Annotated in this window: 15 protein-coding genes; 7 read left to right on the forward strand and 8 right to left on the reverse strand. The window is 69.5% G+C overall.

What is annotated here, in order from left to right; all coding sequences use genetic code 11:
• Positions 1-1,243 precede the first annotated feature (1,243 nt).
• The 7 genes from ACIP93_RS31260 to ACIP93_RS31290 all read left to right on the forward strand — a co-directional run bounded on the left by ACIP93_RS31260 (position 1,244) and on the right by ACIP93_RS31290 (position 12,253).
• Positions 1,244-2,017 carry a hypothetical protein gene (locus ACIP93_RS31260; RefSeq protein WP_358250438.1) on the forward strand — a complete coding sequence of 258 codons (774 nt, stop codon included), beginning with the start codon at positions 1,244-1,246 and terminating at the stop codon, positions 2,015-2,017.
• Between the two features lie 118 nt (positions 2,018-2,135).
• Positions 2,136-4,388: a hypothetical protein gene (locus ACIP93_RS31265; RefSeq protein ID WP_401764256.1), complete on the forward strand. Its 2,253-nt coding sequence runs from the start codon at positions 2,136-2,138 to the stop codon at positions 4,386-4,388.
• A 352-nt stretch (positions 4,389-4,740) separates the two neighbouring features.
• Entirely contained in the window at positions 4,741-5,949 is a 1,209-nt protein-coding gene (locus tag ACIP93_RS31270) for a conjugal transfer protein (protein WP_401764258.1), read from the forward strand.
• A gap of 178 nt (positions 5,950-6,127) precedes the next feature.
• Positions 6,128-6,430, forward strand: a complete 303-nt coding sequence (locus ACIP93_RS31275) for a hypothetical protein (RefSeq protein WP_325750560.1) — start codon at positions 6,128-6,130, stop codon at positions 6,428-6,430.
• 56 nt (positions 6,431-6,486) lie between these two features.
• On the forward strand, positions 6,487-6,948 hold the full coding sequence (locus ACIP93_RS31280; protein ID WP_325750559.1) for a hypothetical protein: 462 nt from the start codon (positions 6,487-6,489) through the stop codon (positions 6,946-6,948).
• Positions 6,948-9,896 carry an ATP-binding protein gene (locus ACIP93_RS31285; protein WP_401764261.1) on the forward strand — a complete coding sequence of 983 codons (2,949 nt, stop codon included), beginning with the start codon at positions 6,948-6,950 and terminating at the stop codon, positions 9,894-9,896. Before ACIP93_RS31280 ends, ACIP93_RS31285 begins: the two co-directional genes overlap by 1 nt.
• Positions 9,896-12,253, forward strand: a complete 2,358-nt coding sequence (locus ACIP93_RS31290) for a hypothetical protein (protein WP_401764264.1) — start codon at positions 9,896-9,898, stop codon at positions 12,251-12,253. Before ACIP93_RS31285 ends, ACIP93_RS31290 begins: the two co-directional genes overlap by 1 nt.
• A gap of 83 nt (positions 12,254-12,336) precedes the next feature.
• On the opposite strand, the gene ACIP93_RS31295 is transcribed toward ACIP93_RS31290, so the two are convergent.
• The 8 genes from ACIP93_RS31295 to ACIP93_RS31330 all read right to left on the reverse strand — a co-directional run bounded on the left by ACIP93_RS31295 (position 12,337) and on the right by ACIP93_RS31330 (position 18,646).
• Entirely contained in the window at positions 12,337-13,428 is a 1,092-nt protein-coding gene (locus ACIP93_RS31295) for a hypothetical protein (protein WP_401764267.1), read from the reverse strand.
• Positions 13,429-13,535: 107 nt separating this feature from the next.
• Positions 13,536-14,774: a hypothetical protein gene (locus ACIP93_RS31300; RefSeq protein ID WP_401764270.1), complete on the reverse strand. Its 1,239-nt coding sequence runs from the start codon at positions 14,772-14,774 to the stop codon at positions 13,536-13,538.
• 186 nt (positions 14,775-14,960) lie between these two features.
• A complete protein-coding gene (locus ACIP93_RS31305; protein ID WP_401764273.1) occupies positions 14,961-15,734 on the reverse strand; it encodes a metal-dependent hydrolase in 774 nt (257 codons plus the stop codon).
• An 8-nt stretch (positions 15,735-15,742) separates the two neighbouring features.
• A complete protein-coding gene (locus ACIP93_RS31310) occupies positions 15,743-15,961 on the reverse strand; it encodes a hypothetical protein (RefSeq protein WP_325750553.1) in 219 nt (72 codons plus the stop codon).
• A gap of 34 nt (positions 15,962-15,995) precedes the next feature.
• The gene (locus tag ACIP93_RS31315; RefSeq protein WP_325750552.1) at positions 15,996-16,208 is read right to left on the reverse strand and encodes a hypothetical protein; all 213 of its coding nucleotides are present in this window, start codon (positions 16,206-16,208) and stop codon (positions 15,996-15,998) included.
• A gap of 646 nt (positions 16,209-16,854) precedes the next feature.
• Positions 16,855-17,358 carry a hypothetical protein gene (locus tag ACIP93_RS31320; protein ID WP_401764276.1) on the reverse strand — a complete coding sequence of 168 codons (504 nt, stop codon included), beginning with the start codon at positions 17,356-17,358 and terminating at the stop codon, positions 16,855-16,857.
• Complete coding sequence (locus tag ACIP93_RS31325) at positions 17,351-17,704, reverse strand: hypothetical protein (protein WP_401764279.1); 354 nt, start codon at positions 17,702-17,704, stop codon at positions 17,351-17,353. The genes ACIP93_RS31320 and ACIP93_RS31325 overlap by 8 nt, the downstream gene beginning before the upstream one ends.
• A 564-nt stretch (positions 17,705-18,268) precedes the next feature.
• The gene (locus tag ACIP93_RS31330; protein ID WP_325750549.1) at positions 18,269-18,646 is read right to left on the reverse strand and encodes a DUF6009 family protein; all 378 of its coding nucleotides are present in this window, start codon (positions 18,644-18,646) and stop codon (positions 18,269-18,271) included.
• Positions 18,647-18,784 lie beyond the last annotated feature (138 nt).

Genomic DNA, 18,784 nt, shown 5'->3' on the forward strand with positions numbered 1-18,784 from the left:
CGGCCGGGGCGCCGCCCCCGCGCGGGGCCCCCGCCGCGGCCCCCGTCCCCGGGGGCGCGGGGCCCGTGGGGGGGGGGGGGTGCGCCGCGGGGGGGGGGGGGGGTTCGCCCCTGCCGCCTGGGCGGGCCCCACCACCGCACTGCCCGATCCCGCCCCTACCTCCCGGCCAGCGGGGCAGCCGCGGCCCGGACCGACAACGGCGCCCTGCGGGGCACCCCGGGCCCCGCAGGTGCGCGCGCCTCGCTTCCCTTCGTGCTCCTGGTCCCCGTCCTGATCCCGCTCGGGCCGTCACGGGTCCGTCGGCTCTCTGCTGCGCCGTTCAGGCCGCTCCGCGGCGGCACCACCTCGAGTGGCGGCTGCGGTGTGCACCTTGCGGCCCTGGGGAGCGCCATGGGTACACGGCCGCTCCGCGGCGGCCTCAGCCGTCCGTTCGCCGCCCCAGGGACCGCCAGCGCGCCCAGGAGCACCTTCGAGCCCCTCTCGTGCCCACACCGCTGCCCCGGGACGTAAGGGCACCGGTAGGTGAGCCGGCCGGCCCCCAGGCGAGACCGCGAACCACCGGGCCCGACACCAGCCCACCATCAGCACCACCCAGCACCCTCGCCGCGCAGCGGCCCGACCCTGCCCGCCGGTCGCCTCCGCCGCGGAGCGGCCCGGCAACCAGCGCGCAGCGCACCACCGCCTCCCAGCCGAGCCCGTCAGGGCGCACGGCGCCCCGCGCCGACCCCGCCAGGCCCGGAGGGCCGCCCTCTCCTCTCCGACACTTCCCTTCAACCCTTACTTCTCTCTGTTCCGACGTCTCGGTGATCGGGACGAACAGCCTCTGACCAGGCTCGTTCGCTTCTTGCCGACGATGTTTTGTCCATCACGAGGTGATGGACCTCCTGATGGAGGGTTGTCCGGTCTGGCCGGTACTTCTCGATCGTGCCCAGAAGGACGAACGGTTGGAGAAAAAGTGCCGAATACAGCGCCATCGACAGTGCAGCCCCTTCCCCCGGGTCTCCCCCCAGCGACGCCGCATCGGCAGGGTGCAATGCGCCGTCGGGCTGCAGCGGCCGGTGCCTCAGGTGGGCTGGGAGTAGTCAGGGGAGATGGATGGCGGAGGACGGTCGCCGACGATCAGCTTCTGGCTGGGGCGACTCGGTTCGGGGTTTTCACGGCCCGTCAAGCAGCCAGGCGCTACTGGCGAGGGGTCCAGAACACAGCGCGACTGCGGATCGGGTGGCTGCGTGAAGCCGGCTTCGTGCTGACGACGATCGTCCCGTCGGGCATCGGCAGCTGTGTGTGGACGACCACCCGAGGAGCTCGAGCGGCGGGCGTCGAGCTGCGGGCCCCGAAGTGGCCAGGGGAGCGTCTGCTTCATCGTCTTGCGGTGGTCGACGCGGCGATCACGTTTGAGCTTGGTGGGGCACGCGTGCTGTCGGAGCGTGAACTCCGACGAGCTGAGGCAACGTCACGGGGCCGCGCCGAGCTCGTTGCAGCCGCATTGGCGTCTCAGCCTGGCTCAGTCCTCGATGGTCGAGGCCGCGAGCGGTTCCTATGCACCCCGGTGGGCGCTGACGGCCGTGTTCACTACCCCGACCTGGTTGTCGGATCGCCTGTCGGCCTGGCGGCGATCGAGGTGGAGGTCACGCGTAAGGCACCCGCAGAGCTGAGGCAGGTGCTGCGGTCGTACCGAGACGCCCGGAACGTCTTTCAACAGGTCGTCTACTTCGCGACGGAACCGGTGATGGCCCTCCTTCACGGCCATGCTCATCCACGCACCGGTGTGTGGACAGATGGGGTGGCTCAGCAGGTCGGGCTACTGCCTCCTGGGCCACCTCAGTACCGGCCCGATAGCCCGTTCCTGGTCCGGCATTTTCAGCCGAAGGACGTCGGGGTCGCGTATCAGCTCGATCTGCGGCAGGTGCCGGAGACCCGGTGGGTGTCCTTCCCGCAGTGGCGAGAGCTGCGAGCTCGGTGGGAGGCCGAGCAGCAAGGCGCGGGGTTCCTCTCCTGGTGGCAGGCACAGCCGTGAGCACGGCGGAGAAAGCAGATCGAGTACAGAGGAAAGCGGGGATGCCGTGGATCAGATGACGGAGATGAGGCGGGCTGAGGACGAGTCCGTAGCTGCGTGGCTGGGTGCGGTTTGGGGGATGGCGTTGCTTGCGGTGTGCGCGCCAGCCATCCCGATCGCGGTCGTGGGACGGCTCGCGGTGCGGGTGGGCAATCAGGCATGGCGAGTCCTGTCGGCGGCCGCTGCCGTCTGTGCCGGCGTGCTGTTCGTTGTGGCGTGGGTGATGGAGGGAACCGTTTCCGGCGCGGTCGACTGGCACGTCGCGGCAGTGGTCGGACTGTGGCAGGACATCGCGGTCGCGGTGGGGTGGAACCTGCCGCACGAGATGTCCGTGACGGCTGCGTTGGGCTGGATGGTGCCGCTGTCGGTCCCGGTGGGACTGGCTTCGGCGGCCGTGTGGATCGCGGTGGCGGACTTCCAGGCGGGGATCGAGCCGCAGTTCGAACTCGACGAGGTCCCCGCGGTGGCGGAACTCAGCAAGGCCGAGCGGCGTGCTGCGGGCAAGACCGCCGCACGGATGCAGACCGGCGCGTACACGGACGCGACGACGGTGCGCCGTGACTTCCTCGGCCGGCGGGTGGAGATACCGGGAACGGTCGGCTTCGGTACCGGTCTGGCCGGTCTGCCGGTCGTCGCTGAGCACGATGGGTTCCTGCGCCCGACGTTCGTCCAGGGCGTGCCCGGCTCGGGTAAGACCGCCGTGACCAACTCGGTCGGCGCGCAGCTCATCGGGCTCGGGTCCGGCTGGGTGGTGGTCGACTTCAAGGGCGGCCGGGACGTGGCCGCGCACTACGCGGAGGTCGCGCAGGTCCACGGGCGACGCTTCCTCCACTTCGATCTGGCCGACCCGAACGGCTCGCCGTACACGCCGGTCGCCCCTGGCGCACCGTCGTCGCCAGCGTTCTACGACCCGCTGGTGCGCGGCAACGCCACGTCGAAGTCGGACATGCTCCTGAACTCGGTGGGGCGCGACGGGGACGCTGCGGTCTACTTCCGCAGCGCGTACGAGTACACGCAGCTGGCGTACCAGGTCGCCGACTGGTCGGGCTACAACGTGGGCAAGGGCGGCTTCGAGTGCCTCGTTGACCTGCTCGACATCGAGTTCCTGCAGAAGGTCGCGGACGGGATCGACATCGACGCGGTCGCCTCTCGGGTACCACCGGCTCAGCACGTCGCGGCCCGCCGGGCGGTGCACGAGGTGCGTGAGCGGGTTGCCACGATGGTGGCGAATTGGCGGCGTGATGAGCTGACGCGGTCTGCGGTCGCGGATACGCAGCGCCTGATCTCGACGTACAGCAACGGTCCGGCGGCCGGGCAGTGGCTACGCCCGGGGCCGGTGGAGCAGACGATCGACTTGCGGCGTGCGGCGCACGAGGGGGACATCGTCGTCTTCTCGCTGAACGTCTCCACGTACGGCTCGCTCGCCAGGACGCTGGGAACGCTGGTGCTGCTGGACATGCAGAACACCACGGACATGCTGCGGCGCGACATCGCGTCGGGCGTGGCCCCGCAGTGGCCGCTGTACATGCAGGTCGAGGAGTTCGGTTCGGCGACCGGCGATGCGGTGCTCGGCCTGTGCAACAAGGCCCGTGACGCCATGGTCCGGCCGATCCTGTCGACGCAGTCGTGGGCGGACCTGGTGGCCGTGGACGGCACTGGAGTGTGGGCGAAGCGGGTGCTGGAGACGTGCGGCAACTTCCTGTGCCTGCGGGTCAACGGGGCCGAGGACGCCCAGGTGCTGTCCGGTCTCACGAGCCAGGTCACGAAGATCTACGCCCGGATGCAGCACCAGCTCGACCGTCACGGCCGCCGTCGCACGAAGCGCGGCGGGCTGATCCAGCGGGATCCTCGCAGGGAGCCGCGGGTGCCAGCTTCCGTCTTCCAGGACCTGCCCGACCACCACATGGTGTGGATCACGAAGCATCCGGGGCTGGCGACCGTGCACACGGTCGAGGAGGGCCCGAACCGGTGGTGGGAGGCAGTCCACACCGTGCTGGTCGACGTCGCCGCGCTGCCGTCGGTCCGGCCACCGGTTGTGGAGTGGAGGCCCGACGGGAGCTGGGGGCGTCCCGGGCAGGAGCCGGTGGCGCTGGTGAAGCTGCCGCCGGCTGCAGTTCCCATGATGCAGGGGAGCGCCGTGTCCGGTCAGCAGGCTTCCGTGGCCGACGGGTGGGGCACGGCTCCGGCTGCTCCCGCTTCAGCGCCCGGTCGTACGGCCGTTGAGGTGCCGGGGCAGCAGGCCCGGCAGGCGGGCCCCGTCAGTAGCGGGTCGGACCACTCAGACGGTGATGCCGACGGTGGTTGGAGCTCCGTCATGTCGCAGTTCGACTGACCCTCCGGCCGACGCACTTCAGCGGGGTTGGCCGGTCGGCCCCTGACACTGCTCGTCGCAGTCATCGCGCTCGCGCCGGGGGTCTACGTCCCGACACCGACCCTGTCCGCTTTCTGTACTTGGAGATCACGTGACCCATCCGCAGCCCCCGTACGAGGGGGCGACTCCTCCCCATCAGCACCCGCCGGTGCAGGACCCCTGGGCGCCGCAACAGGGCCCGGCCATGCCGTCCGGCGGGCCGCCCCCGGCTGGTCCCGGACCGTGGGGTGGGCCCGCTGCCTCGGGACAGGCGCCCTGGCCCGGCCAGCAGGCACCGGCACCTGCCCCGGCAGCACCGGCCGGGTACAACCCGGTGCGCGCAGCCGAAGAGCTGTTCGCCCAGGGGGCCCCACCGCAGGGGCAGCCCCCTCAGTACATGCCGGGCCCTGCGCCGGGTCCGGCGGCGTCCGCGCAGGCAGCGTCGGCTCCGACGGCCAAGGAGAAGAAGAGGCAGGAGAAGGAGGCGAAGCGGAAGGCCAAGGCCGCAGCGAAGGCCAAGCCGGGCAAGTCGAAGGACTCCGCCGCGCCCGCGGCCGCCGGGGAGCGGTTCGATGTTCCACGGCCTGGCGGACGCCTGAGCGGCGGCCGGGCAACCCACGTGGCCGCCCGGATGACGGCCATGGTGACGGTCTCGCTCCTCGCGCTGGGCACGGTCGGTGTGATGGCGTACAACGCCGGGCACCCCGCTCCGGTGGAGACCGGCATCACCGACGAGCAGGTCTCCCAGTACCGGCTGACGCAGTTCCCGGTGGAACGGGCGATCGCCTTCGCGGACCGCTACGCCCGGCTGTGCGCGAACCAGAACCCCGAGCAAGCCGAGCAGCGTCGCCAGGCCATCGCGCGTCTGTCCTCCTCCGGGGTGGACACCACGTGCGGGTGGGACGGCAAGGGCAGCCAGGTCGTGGCGTACTCGGTGTGGTCCGGCTACATGGAGCCGATCGCCGAGTACCCGCAGCACGGCTACTACATCGGCATTCAGGTTCAGCTGACCACGGGGGCGCTGCGGACCTTGTCCGTACCGGTGTGGGTGGAGGACCTGAAGTCAGGCAACGGCATGCGGGTCGTCGGCGATGTGGGCACGCTGCCGCAACCGGACCAGGCCACCGCGCCGGCGGTGAAGGACCCGCTGCAGGTCGACTCCGAGCTCTCGGGGGATCTCCAGGGCAAGCTGTTCGCGGACTTCTTCACCTCCTGGGGCTCCTCGAACGGCACGACGCTGACGCGCTACGTCGCGCCGGGAGCGAGCAACGCAGCCAGGGCGGGCCTTCGCGGTGCGCTGGATTCCCCGAAGGTGTCCGACGTCAAGGTGCTGCTCCCCAAGGGGGTGTCGGCGACGGACGGCCACAAGTGGAAGGTCGACGACGTCACCTGGGCGCGGGTGAGCGTGCAGTGGAAGACCGGGAGCGCCCACGTCACCGAGCGGTACCGGGTCCAGATCGTGCTGACGGATCAAGGCTGGTTCGTGAAGGACATCCGTGCCGGCGTCCCGGACGAGGCGGGCGGCAAGGCCCCCACCTCCTGACGTCCGCAGCTGCCCCCGGCCTCCAGTGAGCCCCGTCTCTTGTCTGCCTGTCCCGGCGTCGAGAGGCGGGGCTTTCGCACGGCGGCCGGGGCCGGCAATCCGCGTCCAGAGGGGGTGTCCGCTTTGCGATCTACAACGTGAGCGTCGGAAATCCGCAGCTCACGCAAGGTGAACGCTCATGTCTCAAGCCCTCTCCACCGTCGCGGCCCTCAGCCCGGCGTCTCTGCACACGCTCGCCGCTCCAACAGTGGGCGGTGTGCTGACCAACCTCGGCACCGAGGTGAAGGTGATCGGCCTGGCACTCGCCGGTCTGATGATCGTGGTCCTCGGCATCAAGGTCATCATCTCGATGAAGGGTGGCCAGAGCCTGCGCGAGGCGATACAGAACCTCGGCGTCCTGGGCCTCGGCGTCGCGATCATCGTCAGCGGCGCGGTGATCCTCACCATCATCCAGGGTCTCGCGACCAACACGCTCAAGTAGCGGCTGCCCCCAGCAAGGCGCAGCCGACTGGGGGCAGCTCCACACCAAGGAGCTTCATGGACTGGCACGACGGCGACGGGATCGTCGCCCACGACTACACGCGGATGAGAGACCGCCCGAAGCGGATGTTCCGGCTGGGTGGTCCGCTGCCGCAGTGGATGCCAGGCATCAACATGCAGGCCTGCGGCGTGGCCTTGCTGGTGGCCCTGTGCTGGGGGCTTCTGCTCGGGCTGATCAGCCTCGTGATCCCGCCGATGCGTGACGCGTGGTGGGTGACCGCCGCGTTGTTCGCGCCTCCTCCCATCCTCGTCGGATGGATGTGGTCCCGGCCCATCCCCGGCAGTCAACTGCGGCCCGGCTCGGAGCTGGTGGTCCGGCTCGACTACGCCTTCCGGCAACCGCGCCGGGTCCAGGGCCTGGGCCGGTCCGAGGAACCGCACCGCCTGCACTGGCAGGTCATTCTCTGGTCCCCACCTGGCGGACCTTCCACCCGCAGTACACGAAAGGAGGTCTCCTGATGGGGGCGCTCATCATCGGATTCGTGGCGATCGTGGCCGTGCTGGCCCTCGCGTGGTTCCTCGTGCCGTCGAAGAAGGACGACCTCGCCGACGAAGCGAAGAAGGACAAGAAGCCCACCAGCGGCACCAGCGTGCAGACGCGTGAGGACGCCCAGCGGCTGCCGTACCGGTACGCCGACGACACGATGTTCATCCACGGGGACTCCGTGTGGACCGCGATCCGGCTGACGACCCACCCGGAGGAGCTGGCGTCACCGGAGGAGCTCACGGCCATGGCCACAGAGCCCGGCCGGGTCTTCGCCGCGCTCGGCCGGTCCGGCCGGCCGGTGGAGTGGCACCTGAAGATCGTGGAGAAGCCGGTCGACGCGGCCGCCGAGACCGCGAAGATCGTCGACGCGGCGTGGCTGCCGACGGCCAACTTCCGTGCCTACGTGGAGCGCATCGCGGAGTACCAGCAGCGGCTCGGTGCCTCCGAGCGTGAGGTCGCGCTGTTCATCAAGCTCGGGTCGCTGGCTCACGGACCGGCGGTGGATCTGGGGGAGACGGCTGCTGAGGCACCGCGCGCCCGCGGTGAGGCCCGGTCGGGGCTGACCGCGCGAGCGGGAGAGTTCGTCACCGGCGTGGCGGAGGAGGACCTGGCCCCGTCCACGATCGAGCGGTGGCAGGCGGTCGCGGCCTCCGTCCACCAGGCGTTCGGCAGGCTCGGTGAGCCGCTTTCGCGCGCCGATCTCGTCTACCACATCCGCAAGCCGCTCTACGGGCACCTGCCGGTCCCCAAGGAGCCGCTGATCCACTCCAGGGCCTGGGGCCGCAGCCAGTTCGACCTGGTCGTCGACTTCCGCGGTGACAACTCGAGGCCGACGCACATCGAGATCGAGCAGGTCGACGAGGAGACCGGGCAGCAGCTCACCTCGTACACGACCACGCTCGTCGTCGCGTCGTGGCCGGAGAACGTGCGCTTCCAGCAGTACCAGGCGTGGGCGCGGCGGGTGGGGGAGCTGGACTTCCCTGTGGACGTCTCCTGGCGCGGCACGCTGCTGCCCGCCGAGCGGTTCACCAAGGAGATCAGCAAGATCCACAACAACCTCAAGGACGAGTACGAGGACATGGTTGCCGGTGGCCGGACACCGGACCAGCAGCTGACCGACCAGGTCGCCGTGTCCAAGGACGCGGTCGACATCGCCGTGGACAACCCGCGTCCCGGGTTCGAGGGCCGGATGCGCTTCACGGTCTCCGCGCCGACGGTGGAGGAACTGAACCGGCGGGCCAGCGAGCTGAAGAAGCACCTGGAGCGGCAGGCCGGGGTGGAGGTGCTGCGTGCCAAGCGGCTGCAGTGGCGCCTGATGCAGGAAGCCCTGCCGGGCGACGACCCGAAGCTGCCGATCGCCCCGTACCAGCGCATCCAGTCCCTGGAGACGTTCGGGATCGGCCTGCCCACGGCCGGGGTCAACATCGGCGACCGCACGAGCCGGGACCGCAGCGGTCACGTCCTCGGCTGGAAGGGCCCGTTCATCGGCTGGTCCGGCCGGTTCCCGGTCCACTACGGCCTGCACGTCGGCCCGGCCCGCAACATGGGCGCCGGTGTCGCCTGCGCCGGTGCGTCCGGCGGCGGCAAGTCGTCGCTGGGCCTGCTGAAGTTCTTCCAGGAGTCCGAGTCGGGCACCGAGTGCGTGGCGATCGACCCCAAGGTCGACTTCGCGCAGATGTGCTACTACCTCGCCTTCGGGGCGCAGGTGAACGACCCCGACTTCGAGCGGGAGGCGGCCGAGGGCACCATCGGCACGGCGTACTCGAAGTTCCAGCCGGTCAATGAGGAGTTCTGGGCCGAGACCCGGGTCATCGACCTGCTGAAGTCCCACGACGGTGTGCTGGACCCGTGGTCGATCACCTCGGACGTCCACGCCGGCCGGCTGGTGGCGGAGACGATGTTCGCCGGGTTCATCGGCCAGCAGATGTGGCAGCGGATCCAGGTGCCGGTCACCGTCGCCATGGAAGCGGTGCTCGACCGGTACGACCAGCGGCTGCAGGCCGCCATGTCGCAGGGCGCGAGTGCCACGCAGGCCTCGGAGACCACACCGCGGCCGACCGCGTGGGAGGTCGTGCAGAACATCGAGGAGCAGCTCGCGGCCGCGCAGGAGGACGCCGCGAGCCGGGCCGACAAGCTCGCCGAGCTCGAGCTGGCCGTCACCGTGCTGCGGTCGCTGCGGAAGATGCCGTACGCACGGCTGGCGTTCGCCAAGGAGCCCCGGCCGTTCGAGACGGTCCGCCGGCGCCGGACGGTGATCACGTTGCGCGGTCTGGAACTGCCGCAGGACGACAACCCGGACAACTGGCAGGCGCCGGACCGGCTCGCGTCGACGATCCTGCAGATGGTCATGCGGATGGCCAGCCAGATGCTGGACGTCAAGCTGGAGCAGCACCCCGTGACGGGGAAGATGGCCACCCGCCCCAAGGCCCTGTTCGTCGACGAGAGCTACGTGGTGACCGCGACCCCGGCGGGCCGGTCGCTGCTGCAGCGCGCCCTGAAGCAGGGCCGGTCGTACGCGATGGTCGTCTACCTGATCACCCAGCAGGTGACCGACCTCATCCGGATCGAGGACGCGGAGTCCCGCGAGGGCGGTACGAACCAGATCCACTCCGCCTTCATGTTCCTGCAGAAGTCGGTGGAGGAGGCCCGCCGGGTCGCGCCGATGCTCAAGCGGGACCCGGACGACCCGCGGGTGATCGCCTCGCTGATGGAGCCGCACCTGGAGACCGGCGTGTGCATGTACCGCGACGCCGACAACCGGGTGGGCACGACCGAGATCGACTTGGTCTTCGCGGAGCTGCTGCGGGCCACCGACACCAACCCGAAGACCAGGCCTGCCCGGCAGGCGGTCGATCCGCCCGCCGACGTGGCGGACTGGTCGTTCCAGAGCGAGATGAACGACCTGGAGGTGGCGGCCTGATGAGCGTCGCACTCACCGCTCGGCTGATACCGCCGAAGCCCCGCCGTGGTTCCGCACGGGCGGGCAAGACGCCCCTCGCCGTCCCCGCCGGCAGCCTCCCCGCGCCCCGGCGCCGCGGACTGCTGGCTCGCGGTGTCCGCCGGACGGGCGCGGCGGCGCGGGCGGGTGTCTTCACCGTGCTGACCGTGCTGGCCGTGGTCCTCGGAACGCCCATGTCCACGGCGCAGGCGGCCCCGTTCGGGCTGGACTGCATCGGTGTGCCGGGCAAGGGCAACTGGGGGCCCGAGTTCTACGCCTCGGCGTCCACCGTGCTGCTGCCGTCGGCTCAGCCGGAGTACGGGCCCGAGCCGACGGCTGACATGAGCAAGAAGACCGTCGCCCGGAACTACACCCTCTACGAGCTGACCAACGGCCGGGGGCTGCTGTGGTCGACGTACAAGAAGAACGTCGACGGTGACGACTCCTGCTCGATCATGGACGTCGCCGGCAACTGGATGGCCCAGACCGTCTTCGAGTTCAGCAAGTCGCTGGGCAGCTTCAGCCTGGCGATCCAGGACCTGGCCATGAACACGGCGCCGTTCCAGGACCTGTACCAGGGCAAGGACGGCACCGCCAACAGCTTGGTGGCGAAGCTGTACGCGACGGTGTGGGCCCCGCTGGGCACCGTCATGATCATTCTCTGTGGCGCGTGGGTGGTGGTGCACAGCCGGACCAAGAGCCGCTCCAAGGTGTGGCAGGGCCTGGGCGGCATGGTCGCGTCCCTGTTCATCAGCGCGCTGCTGCTTCAGGGGTCCTGGTACACGACCGTCACGTCGGAGGCCGACAAGGCCATCAACGGGTTCTCCTCGGCGATGACCGAGGTCATGCTTCCGGAGAACGCCGGCACGAAGACGGCCGACCCCTGCTGGCTCGCGGAGGGCGTCCCGAACCGGGCCAAGCGCATCAGCTCCTGCACCATGTACAAGGCCATGATGTTCACGCCGTGGGCCGCAGGGCAGTTCGGGCAGAACGCCAACACCGTCATCGACAGTGGCTGGAAGGGCGACGCGAGCGGCGGGTGGGACACCGACGACTGCTCTCTCGGTTACCGGTGCACCGACATCCGCACGGCCCAGGTGATGGCGCAGACGTACACGCGCGCCGACAACCTCGACTCCCTGGGCAAGAAGAGCGACTACTTCGAGAAGGTCGCCGACCAGATGGCCAAGGACGACCGGAAGAGCCGGTTCAACGACTGGCGGGGAGCCAACCCGTCGTCCCGGATGCAGGTCGCGCTCGCCTCCGGTGTCTCCAACGTGATCCTCGCGCCGTCGATCGACATCGTCGCCCTGTTCAAGCTGTTCTGGGAGGGGTTCATTCTCATCTTGATCATCGTGCTGCCGATCGTCGGCGCGGTGGCAGCGTTCCCGCCGGCGACGTTCGCAGCCAGGGAATGGGCGAACGCCTTCACCATCTCCTTCGTCCTCAAGGCCATCGCCTGGGTCGCGCTCACCCTGCTGATGGCGATCTACACCCTGATCCTGGGCAGCAACGCCTCCCTGGGCGTCCAAGTGCTGATGATCATCTTGACGGCGGCCGGCTTGTGGCACTTCGCGATCAAGATGGGGAAGGGCGCCAAGCGGAGCGCTGACCAGGCCTTCGAGGCGAAGGCCGCGTACGACGATGTCACCAGCCGTGCGGGGAGCTTCGCGAAGACCCGGGCCCGGTCCGCGGCCCGGCGGGTCATCGGCGACCGCAGGCCCAGCCCGCGAGGAACACGACGGCCGCAGGGACCGAAGGGACCGAGCGAGTCAACTTCTGGACGCGGCGGTTCGGGTCCGTCCCGGCCCGGCACCTCCGGTGGCAGGCGCCCTTCGCCGAGCACCACGGACTCCCCGACGGACACAAGGCGTCCGGAGCCTGTGTCCGGGCGTCGTCCGGATACCGCGAGCGGTGGCAGGTCCCGGGCGGACACACGCGGCGCCGACCCGGATGCCACGGCGAAGACCAGCAAGCGGGCGGACGGAAGCGACAGCAGGGCAGGGGTGGGCGACGACGTCTCCCGTCCGGCCGGAGGGCGGGGCCGGACGCCCGCGCCGACGTCCAGGCCGGACGGGAGCGGAGGCTCCGGTGGGGAGGCAGCGACCACGGCTCCGCCGACGCGGGCGCCGTCCCCCCGGGCGGGTGCGAGCCGTCCGGGGCCGGAGCCGGTGTCCATCTCCGGGCCGGACCGCTCCGATCCCGTCCCTCGCCGGCGTTCACCGCGGCCTGCTCCGGCCCCGGCCACGGAGTCGGGTGAGCTTCCCCGTCGGCCGACGAGCCCCAGGCCGCCGGTCGACGAGACGCCGCCGAGGCCTCCGGCCCCGCGTGAGGACTGAGCGGGACACGTAGGCAGATGAAAGGGGGCTCGGCCACGGATTATCCGTGGCCGAGCCCCCTTTCCCTTGTCCCGGCCGGTGGTTCAGCGGATCGCCATGGCTGTCGCTGCGACGCCGCGCTGCCGCCGGTCTCCGTGCCGGAAGGCAGCGGCTCGTTGGCCTGTGGTCGCCAGCCGGCGCCGCCTCACAGTGAGGTGCTGGAGGTGGCCTGTCGCTTCCGCGGCGGCCAGCAGGGTCACCCGGCGGTCGACGTACCGGTGAGCGGCCTTGTCCCACAGGCCGGCGAGGTCGATGGACACGGACTCGTCAGCAAGACCGGCGTGCGGCGCCGTGACCAGGGTGACGACGTCGGCCGTGTCGATGCTCAGCTCCCGGGCCAGCGCCTGGTCCTCGGCGGCGAACCGGCCCAGAACCTCGGCGAGTTCGTCTGCGGAGCCGTCGAGCGCGTAGGCCTGCACCTTGGCTCCGGGCTCATCCTCGACGCGGGTGAGGGTGACACGACCGGGCGGCAGCTGGTGCACGACTGCCACCACGCCTCCCTGGCCGACGTAGACCTGGCGCTCCTTGGGGCCGGACTGCATCGCCGAGAGCCACAGACGCCCATCGCCGTCGAGGACCTGCTCCGGGGTCCCGGCGACTGCGGACCGGACGCGGCGCAGCCGTGCCCGTACGGCCGCTGGGACGCCGGAACGGATCACGACGACCAAGAGGGTCAGCGCGGCCGCGGTCGACAGTGAGGAGGCGGGAAACACCGCGGCGGTCAGCGCGGTGACACTGATCGCCGCGTGGCACAGCAGCACGGTCACCGCGCGGGAGCCGCGATGGCGGGTCGGCAGCCAGGCGCCGGCCGGTACCGCGAGGGTGAGGGCCCACATCGGAACGACTTCCCATGAGGCGATCGCCTCGGGGACGCCAGCGGCCTCGCCGACCCGGCTGATGACAGCGGGGATCCACATCATCGTCAGACAGGTCGACATCATGGCCGTCGCGACGGTGCGGTTCGCCCTGAGCCACAGGAGGAAACCGCCCAGGGCGCCCACCGCACAGACGACGAGTCCTGCCGTGGGGCTCGCTGCTGCCAGCTGCAGCGCGACGAGAGCGGCACCGAGCGCGCCGACGGTGACGAGTAGACGACGCGAACGCGGTGAGATGCGCGCGGTCTGCGGGATGGTCATGCCGGGGCCGTCCTTCTGCTGCGGGGGTGGAGCCGCCTGGGACGCTAAGGACGGAAGCGGACAGGGTCCCCGAAGACGCATCTTCGGGGACCCTGTGGCCGATCGGTTCAGGAGGTCGTGAGGACCTCGGCATCCAGCAGCTCGTCCGCCCACGGCCCGATCTTCTTCCACTGCTGGTCGGCGGTGAGGATCCAGCCGGTGGCGGTGTCACCGTTCTCGACCTTGGCCACGGCCTGGCCGTCGGAGAAGACCCACAGCTCGGTCTCTTCATCGCTGCTCGCCGCCGCCGGGAGCGCCTTGGGCAGCTCCTCCAGCTTCAGCAGGGACCCCGCGGTGGTGAACCGCCACATCTTCCGCTCGCCCTTGGCCGCGGAGCCGCTGTCGACCAGGCCGGACATGCCGTCCGGGGTCGAGGCGCCGTTGCCGCCGGCGCTGACGCTCAGAGGGAGGGCCGGCTTGCCGTCGCTCCCCTTGACGTAGCTGAAGGTGACCTTCTCACTGCTTGTGCCTGAGGCCGGGTTCGTCCAGCCGGTGTCCACCGTGCCGTTGACGGTGCGGGCGTCGGCCGGACCGCTGGCGACGGGGACCCCCGCACCGTCGACGACCCAGCAGCTCCACGGGGTGAAGCCCTCCTCGCCGGGGTTGCGGGAGAACGCCGTCTGGCACTCCTGGCTCTTCCAGTACGCCTGCACTTCGGCGGGGACCTCGTGCTTGCGCGCCGTGCGCTTGCCCGCCTGCCAGTCCTTGATGTTGACGGACCACAGCGACGTGATCTTGTACTTGTCGGCGGTCGAGCTCGACCAGGTCTCGCTGGCGGGGCTGTCGGCAGCGGTGGTCTGGAACCAGAGCTCCGGGGACTTCGGCGCCCCGGTGAACTGGGTCCCGGACACCGCCCCGGTCACGCCGGCGGCGGTCAGCTGCTCGCGGGTCAGGGTCACGACGGCCTTGTCGCTGCCGGCCGCGGCGAGGTCGGCGACCTTGAGCGCTCCGTCGGGCCCGCTGGCGTTCATGCCGCTCTCGCCCAGCAGGGCGTACTGGAAGGAGCCGTCGAAGACGCGGCTGCGGCTGCCGGTCCCGGCGAGCTGGCCCTGGGCGACCGGCTCGGGAACGGTGACCTGCTTGCGGATCTGCAGCGTCTGTCGGTCCAGCGCGGCGACCGCGACGCCCTGGTGGGCGACGAGGTCCTTCCCGGGACGTATCTCAAGGCCCGGGCCCGGCGCCTGTGAGGGTGTCGCGCTGCTGTCCTTGCCGGGCGTGCTCTTACCGTCGTCCCCGGAGCTGGAGCAACCGGCCGCGAGCAGGACGACGGCCGCGGCCGCCACGGCGCGGGTGGGGAAGCGGTTCATGTACCTCTCCTCGAGCTGGTCCGCCGGCACCTCGGGCGACGGAGTGGTGATCACAAAGTCGCGGCCATTTGACCACTGACTGTCCACGCGGGCGAAACCGGCTGTGCCGGTGACCGGTGAGTTTCCGCAACAACCGGCGAGAGGGCGCTGGCCAGCCGGGCCGACGGGCCAGTCGCCGCGGCGGGGTCATCCGGACAGGATCAGAGCCTGCACCTCCGGAATCGAGAACGCGGTGCTTGCCGCGGTCAAGACAGCCAGGACGGGAACGAGGACGGCCTTCTCGAAGCTGCCTCCGGCGCGTATCCGCAACGCCGCCGGCGGTGCGAACTCCCACCACCTCTTGCCTCGGTGCACCAGCGGCCAGGCCAGTGGGCAGCCCTGCTTGGTGATCATGTCGCCGAGGCAGTGGGTGAGAGACCCGACCGCGACCGCCAGGCCCAGCACCGGATAGCCCCGCCCGGGCGGCAGCCACCAGACTGCACCTGCCGCCGCTGCCGCAGTCACCAGGGTCGTGACCATCCACCCCTGTCGCCTTGCCCAGCGGCCCATCAGGCCCCGGATCGCCAAGCCGAGCATCAGGAACAGCACGGTCACCGCCGCCGGCTTGCCGAGCAGTCCGCACGCCGTACTGACCAGGCCCCCGGCGGCCGCGGCGAACACAGCGGTGTGCGTCAGGGTCCGGTGCCCGCCTGTTCTCGGAGCTTCCCGGGCCGTACGGGTCAGGTTGTAGACCGCCGTCGCGGCTCGGTCGACCCCGTGCGACAACGCCGTGGAGACCGGCCCGAACGTCCTGGCGACGGTCGACGACGGGTGGTCAATGTCTGGCAGCAGGGCCGCCCCTGCGGAGACAGCCGCGCCCACCGCGACCTCAGCCCCTGGAACGGTGACTCCGCACATCTGCAGGCCTGCGGCACCGGCCATCCACACGGCCACGCCCGACAGGGCGTGGGTAGGTCCCATCACCATCGTCAGGCCGCCTGTCCGAAGAGGTCCGACACGAGGTCGGCGAGGAACTCGACGGTGGGGGGCACCCACCGGTAGGTGACATCGGCGATGCCCCCCACGAACGCTGTGACGAGGTCGCGTATGCCGCCCGCTCCGTCATCACGCACATATCTGAGGACGCCGCATACGAGGCCGATGGTCAGCATGGCGGTCAGCAGCCACCGTGCAACACGTATCACCACTGGGAGATCCCTTCGAAGGTCCGTTGACGCGTCATCACCCGACCTGGTCGCCGAGCTGACTGATCAGGTCCTTCATCGACTCCCCGAAGTCCGTGACCGTCTCGGTGGTGCGGTCCAGCCAACCTGGATCCGTGACGTCGCTGCCCTGTCCTGTCCACCGCCAGAAGCCGATGACGACACCTGCGGCTACGAGAGCAACCAGGACGCGCTTCAGAACCCCGACCGGACCACGAGATGGTGATGACATGGTCGGATCGTGCCTTCGAAAGCGGACACCCCAGGGAGCGGCAGGTTGAAGCACCGGAGGATTTCGTCTGTTGGCGCTGCTCTCGCGCGCACGCGCGCGTCCTGTGGTTGCTGTTACTACATCAGGTAGGACGTCAACCACGATGGTGAGCAACCTCAGGTATCAGGGGGCATGGTTCAACGGAAGGCCCCCTAGGGCCTGGAGTGGTGCGCGAAGCGCAGAACCATGACCGGTGGATGGTCCAGCGCATCCAGGGCGCTGGCGCGGGGTGGCCGGGGGCGGCGTTAGCCCCCGGCAGTTGATGAGCCCGCGTAGCGGACGAATCTTTGTCAGGTTGAAGCTACGTGTGGTTGAGCTTCGTCTGGGTTGAGAGTTCGTCTGGTTAAGGCTTCGTATGGTTAGGCGCCAAATTCTGGCATCTGCGGAGGTCAGAATCTGATCCTTCGGAGTGCCAGTGGTTGGTCCTCCGGAGGACCAGAATCTGACCTCTCGGAGGGTCAGAAAATGACCCTCGGGCCAGGCGCTCAGGCCGGAGGGTCAAAAAATGACCCCTGGGGCTGAGCTGTGCTGATGCCAAGCACACTGGAGTAGGGAACGCGAGGGCCCCCGTCGTCGATGACGACGGGGGCCCCGATTGCAGTGCTGTTCAGTCCTCGTCAGCAGCGTTGTAGGCGTCGTAGAGCTCTGCGAGCGAGGCGGCACCTGTGTAGCCGGCTTCCGGTTCTTCGTGGACCACGTACACCGTCTGCGTGCGCAGAGGGTTCCTTGGGTTGCGTCCGGTGCGCCAGTCAGCGGCACCGATGCCGCGGAGCTGCTTGAGGTACTTGCGCAGTGTGGTCTTGGACTTGATGCCGGAGATGTACAGGAGCTTGGCTTGCCCGGGCCAGACCCGTGTGTCGCCGAAGTTGTCCTTGCGCTCCTGATTTACGTGCACGAAGAGAGCCCAGTAGAGCGTCTTCGCGCCAGGGAGGATGTCGGCGAAGAGGACCCAGTCGGGCAGCTGGCTGAACGGGTACCGACGCCGGCGGCCGCGTTCGAAGCTGGCATCCCCTGCGAGATCCTTCGGGAGGCCATCTTCCGCGATCTCCTCCGCGGGGGCACCCCCTGCAGGATCTTGCGTGTCCTTCGGCGGGTTCGTTTCCTTAGCCATGGAGCTTCACCCCCGTAGGAGGGGTGCGGTTGAGGAGGTACCGGTTGGGCAGTCGGTTGCCGTTGTCATCGTGGCGCGGTTCGACTGAGATGGCTCCTGCTTCGCGCAGGGTGCCGATGTTCTTCTGCAGGGTTCGGGTGGAGACTCCAGTGAGGGCTGCAAGCTGGGTCAGAGGGATGTTCACCTCGTCGTCCTTTGCCAGCAGCGACATGTGTCCGTAGAGCCATGCTTCGCTGCGGCACTTCTGGAGCACCCACTCGGGGATGGTGGCAAGCCTGACTCCTGAGCGGTCAGTTGTCCTGCCCAGTTCGACCACCATTTCTTCCGTTTGGTCCTGTTCTGTCACTGCTCGACGTGCTCCTGTCCTTTCGAGAGTGACCCGCTTCATGGGGTAGAGCCCCGCATCCCGCGTTACTCTCGAAGTCGCAACCAGAAACGAACGGTCCCCTGCCGGCCAGCATCGGGGGCCGTTCGTGTTTTTTGATCACCTTACACCCCTGAACGATGCTGCACGTGGTGAACGAGCGTGCATGGGGTGAGCGTGTCGTCCTCTGGTGCAGATCAGGGGGAGCCCTCAGCTCGGAGACCGTCGAGCATGGGCTCGGGGGTGGGGGGCGGAGTCCGTCGTGATCACCAACCCCACTAACCGCAGAGGGGCTGAAGGGGCTGAAGTCTCGGGTCCCGCCTGCTTCGGGCTATTCGGTGGCGGCGACCCCGGCGCGCCGCCAGGACTCTAGACCTCGAAGTTCAGCCCCTTCAGCCCCTGTTGGAACTGGGAGCCCCCTCTGATCTGGGGCAATGCCGACGCAGCTTGAAGGGCTAAAGGGGCTCGTCAGACACAGCGTGGGCCCGGCAACGGGGATTGTTGCCGGGCCCACGCTGTGACGTCCGCCAAGGGCGGGGGGAGGGCTTATGCCCCTGCGGGAGTTATCGCCCGCCCCTGGGAGCGGTTGGTCTTCTCGCCCGTCCGGCGGGCGGCCACAGTAAGTGGGTCAACGGCCTCACCGGGCGACCCCGTCCGATAGTCGCCCCCAGGTGCAGAATCACGGTCGTGGGGAACGAGGTAGAAGACCCGCCGATGAAACAAACTCGTCTCAGGATCTCGCTGCACGTTGGGAGCGAGTTCCGCGTAACCCACCAGGCGTCCGAGGCCGTCGAAGGGGGGCTTGCCAACTCGGTAGGGGGTGCCGTGGACAGCCTGGCGCACGTACTCCAAAGTCGTGATGTCCTCCAGCCACACGATCGTGGCCTCCCCGGTGACGTCCGTGTCAGTGAGTAGTGAGCTCATGGTGTCCGCACCCCTTTCTGCTCTCGGTTTCCTCGGTCGGTTGCTCAAGCCTCACGCCCGCGTCCACCGTCCCCCTCTAGTTTAGTGGGGTGTGGCGGCACCGCGTAGTGGCCGCTCACTGCCCCAGCGCACATTTCC

Source organism: Streptomyces sp. NPDC088745 (assembly GCF_044751045.1).
Classification (GTDB): Bacteria; Actinomycetota; Actinomycetes; order Streptomycetales; family Streptomycetaceae; genus Streptomyces; species Streptomyces cremeus.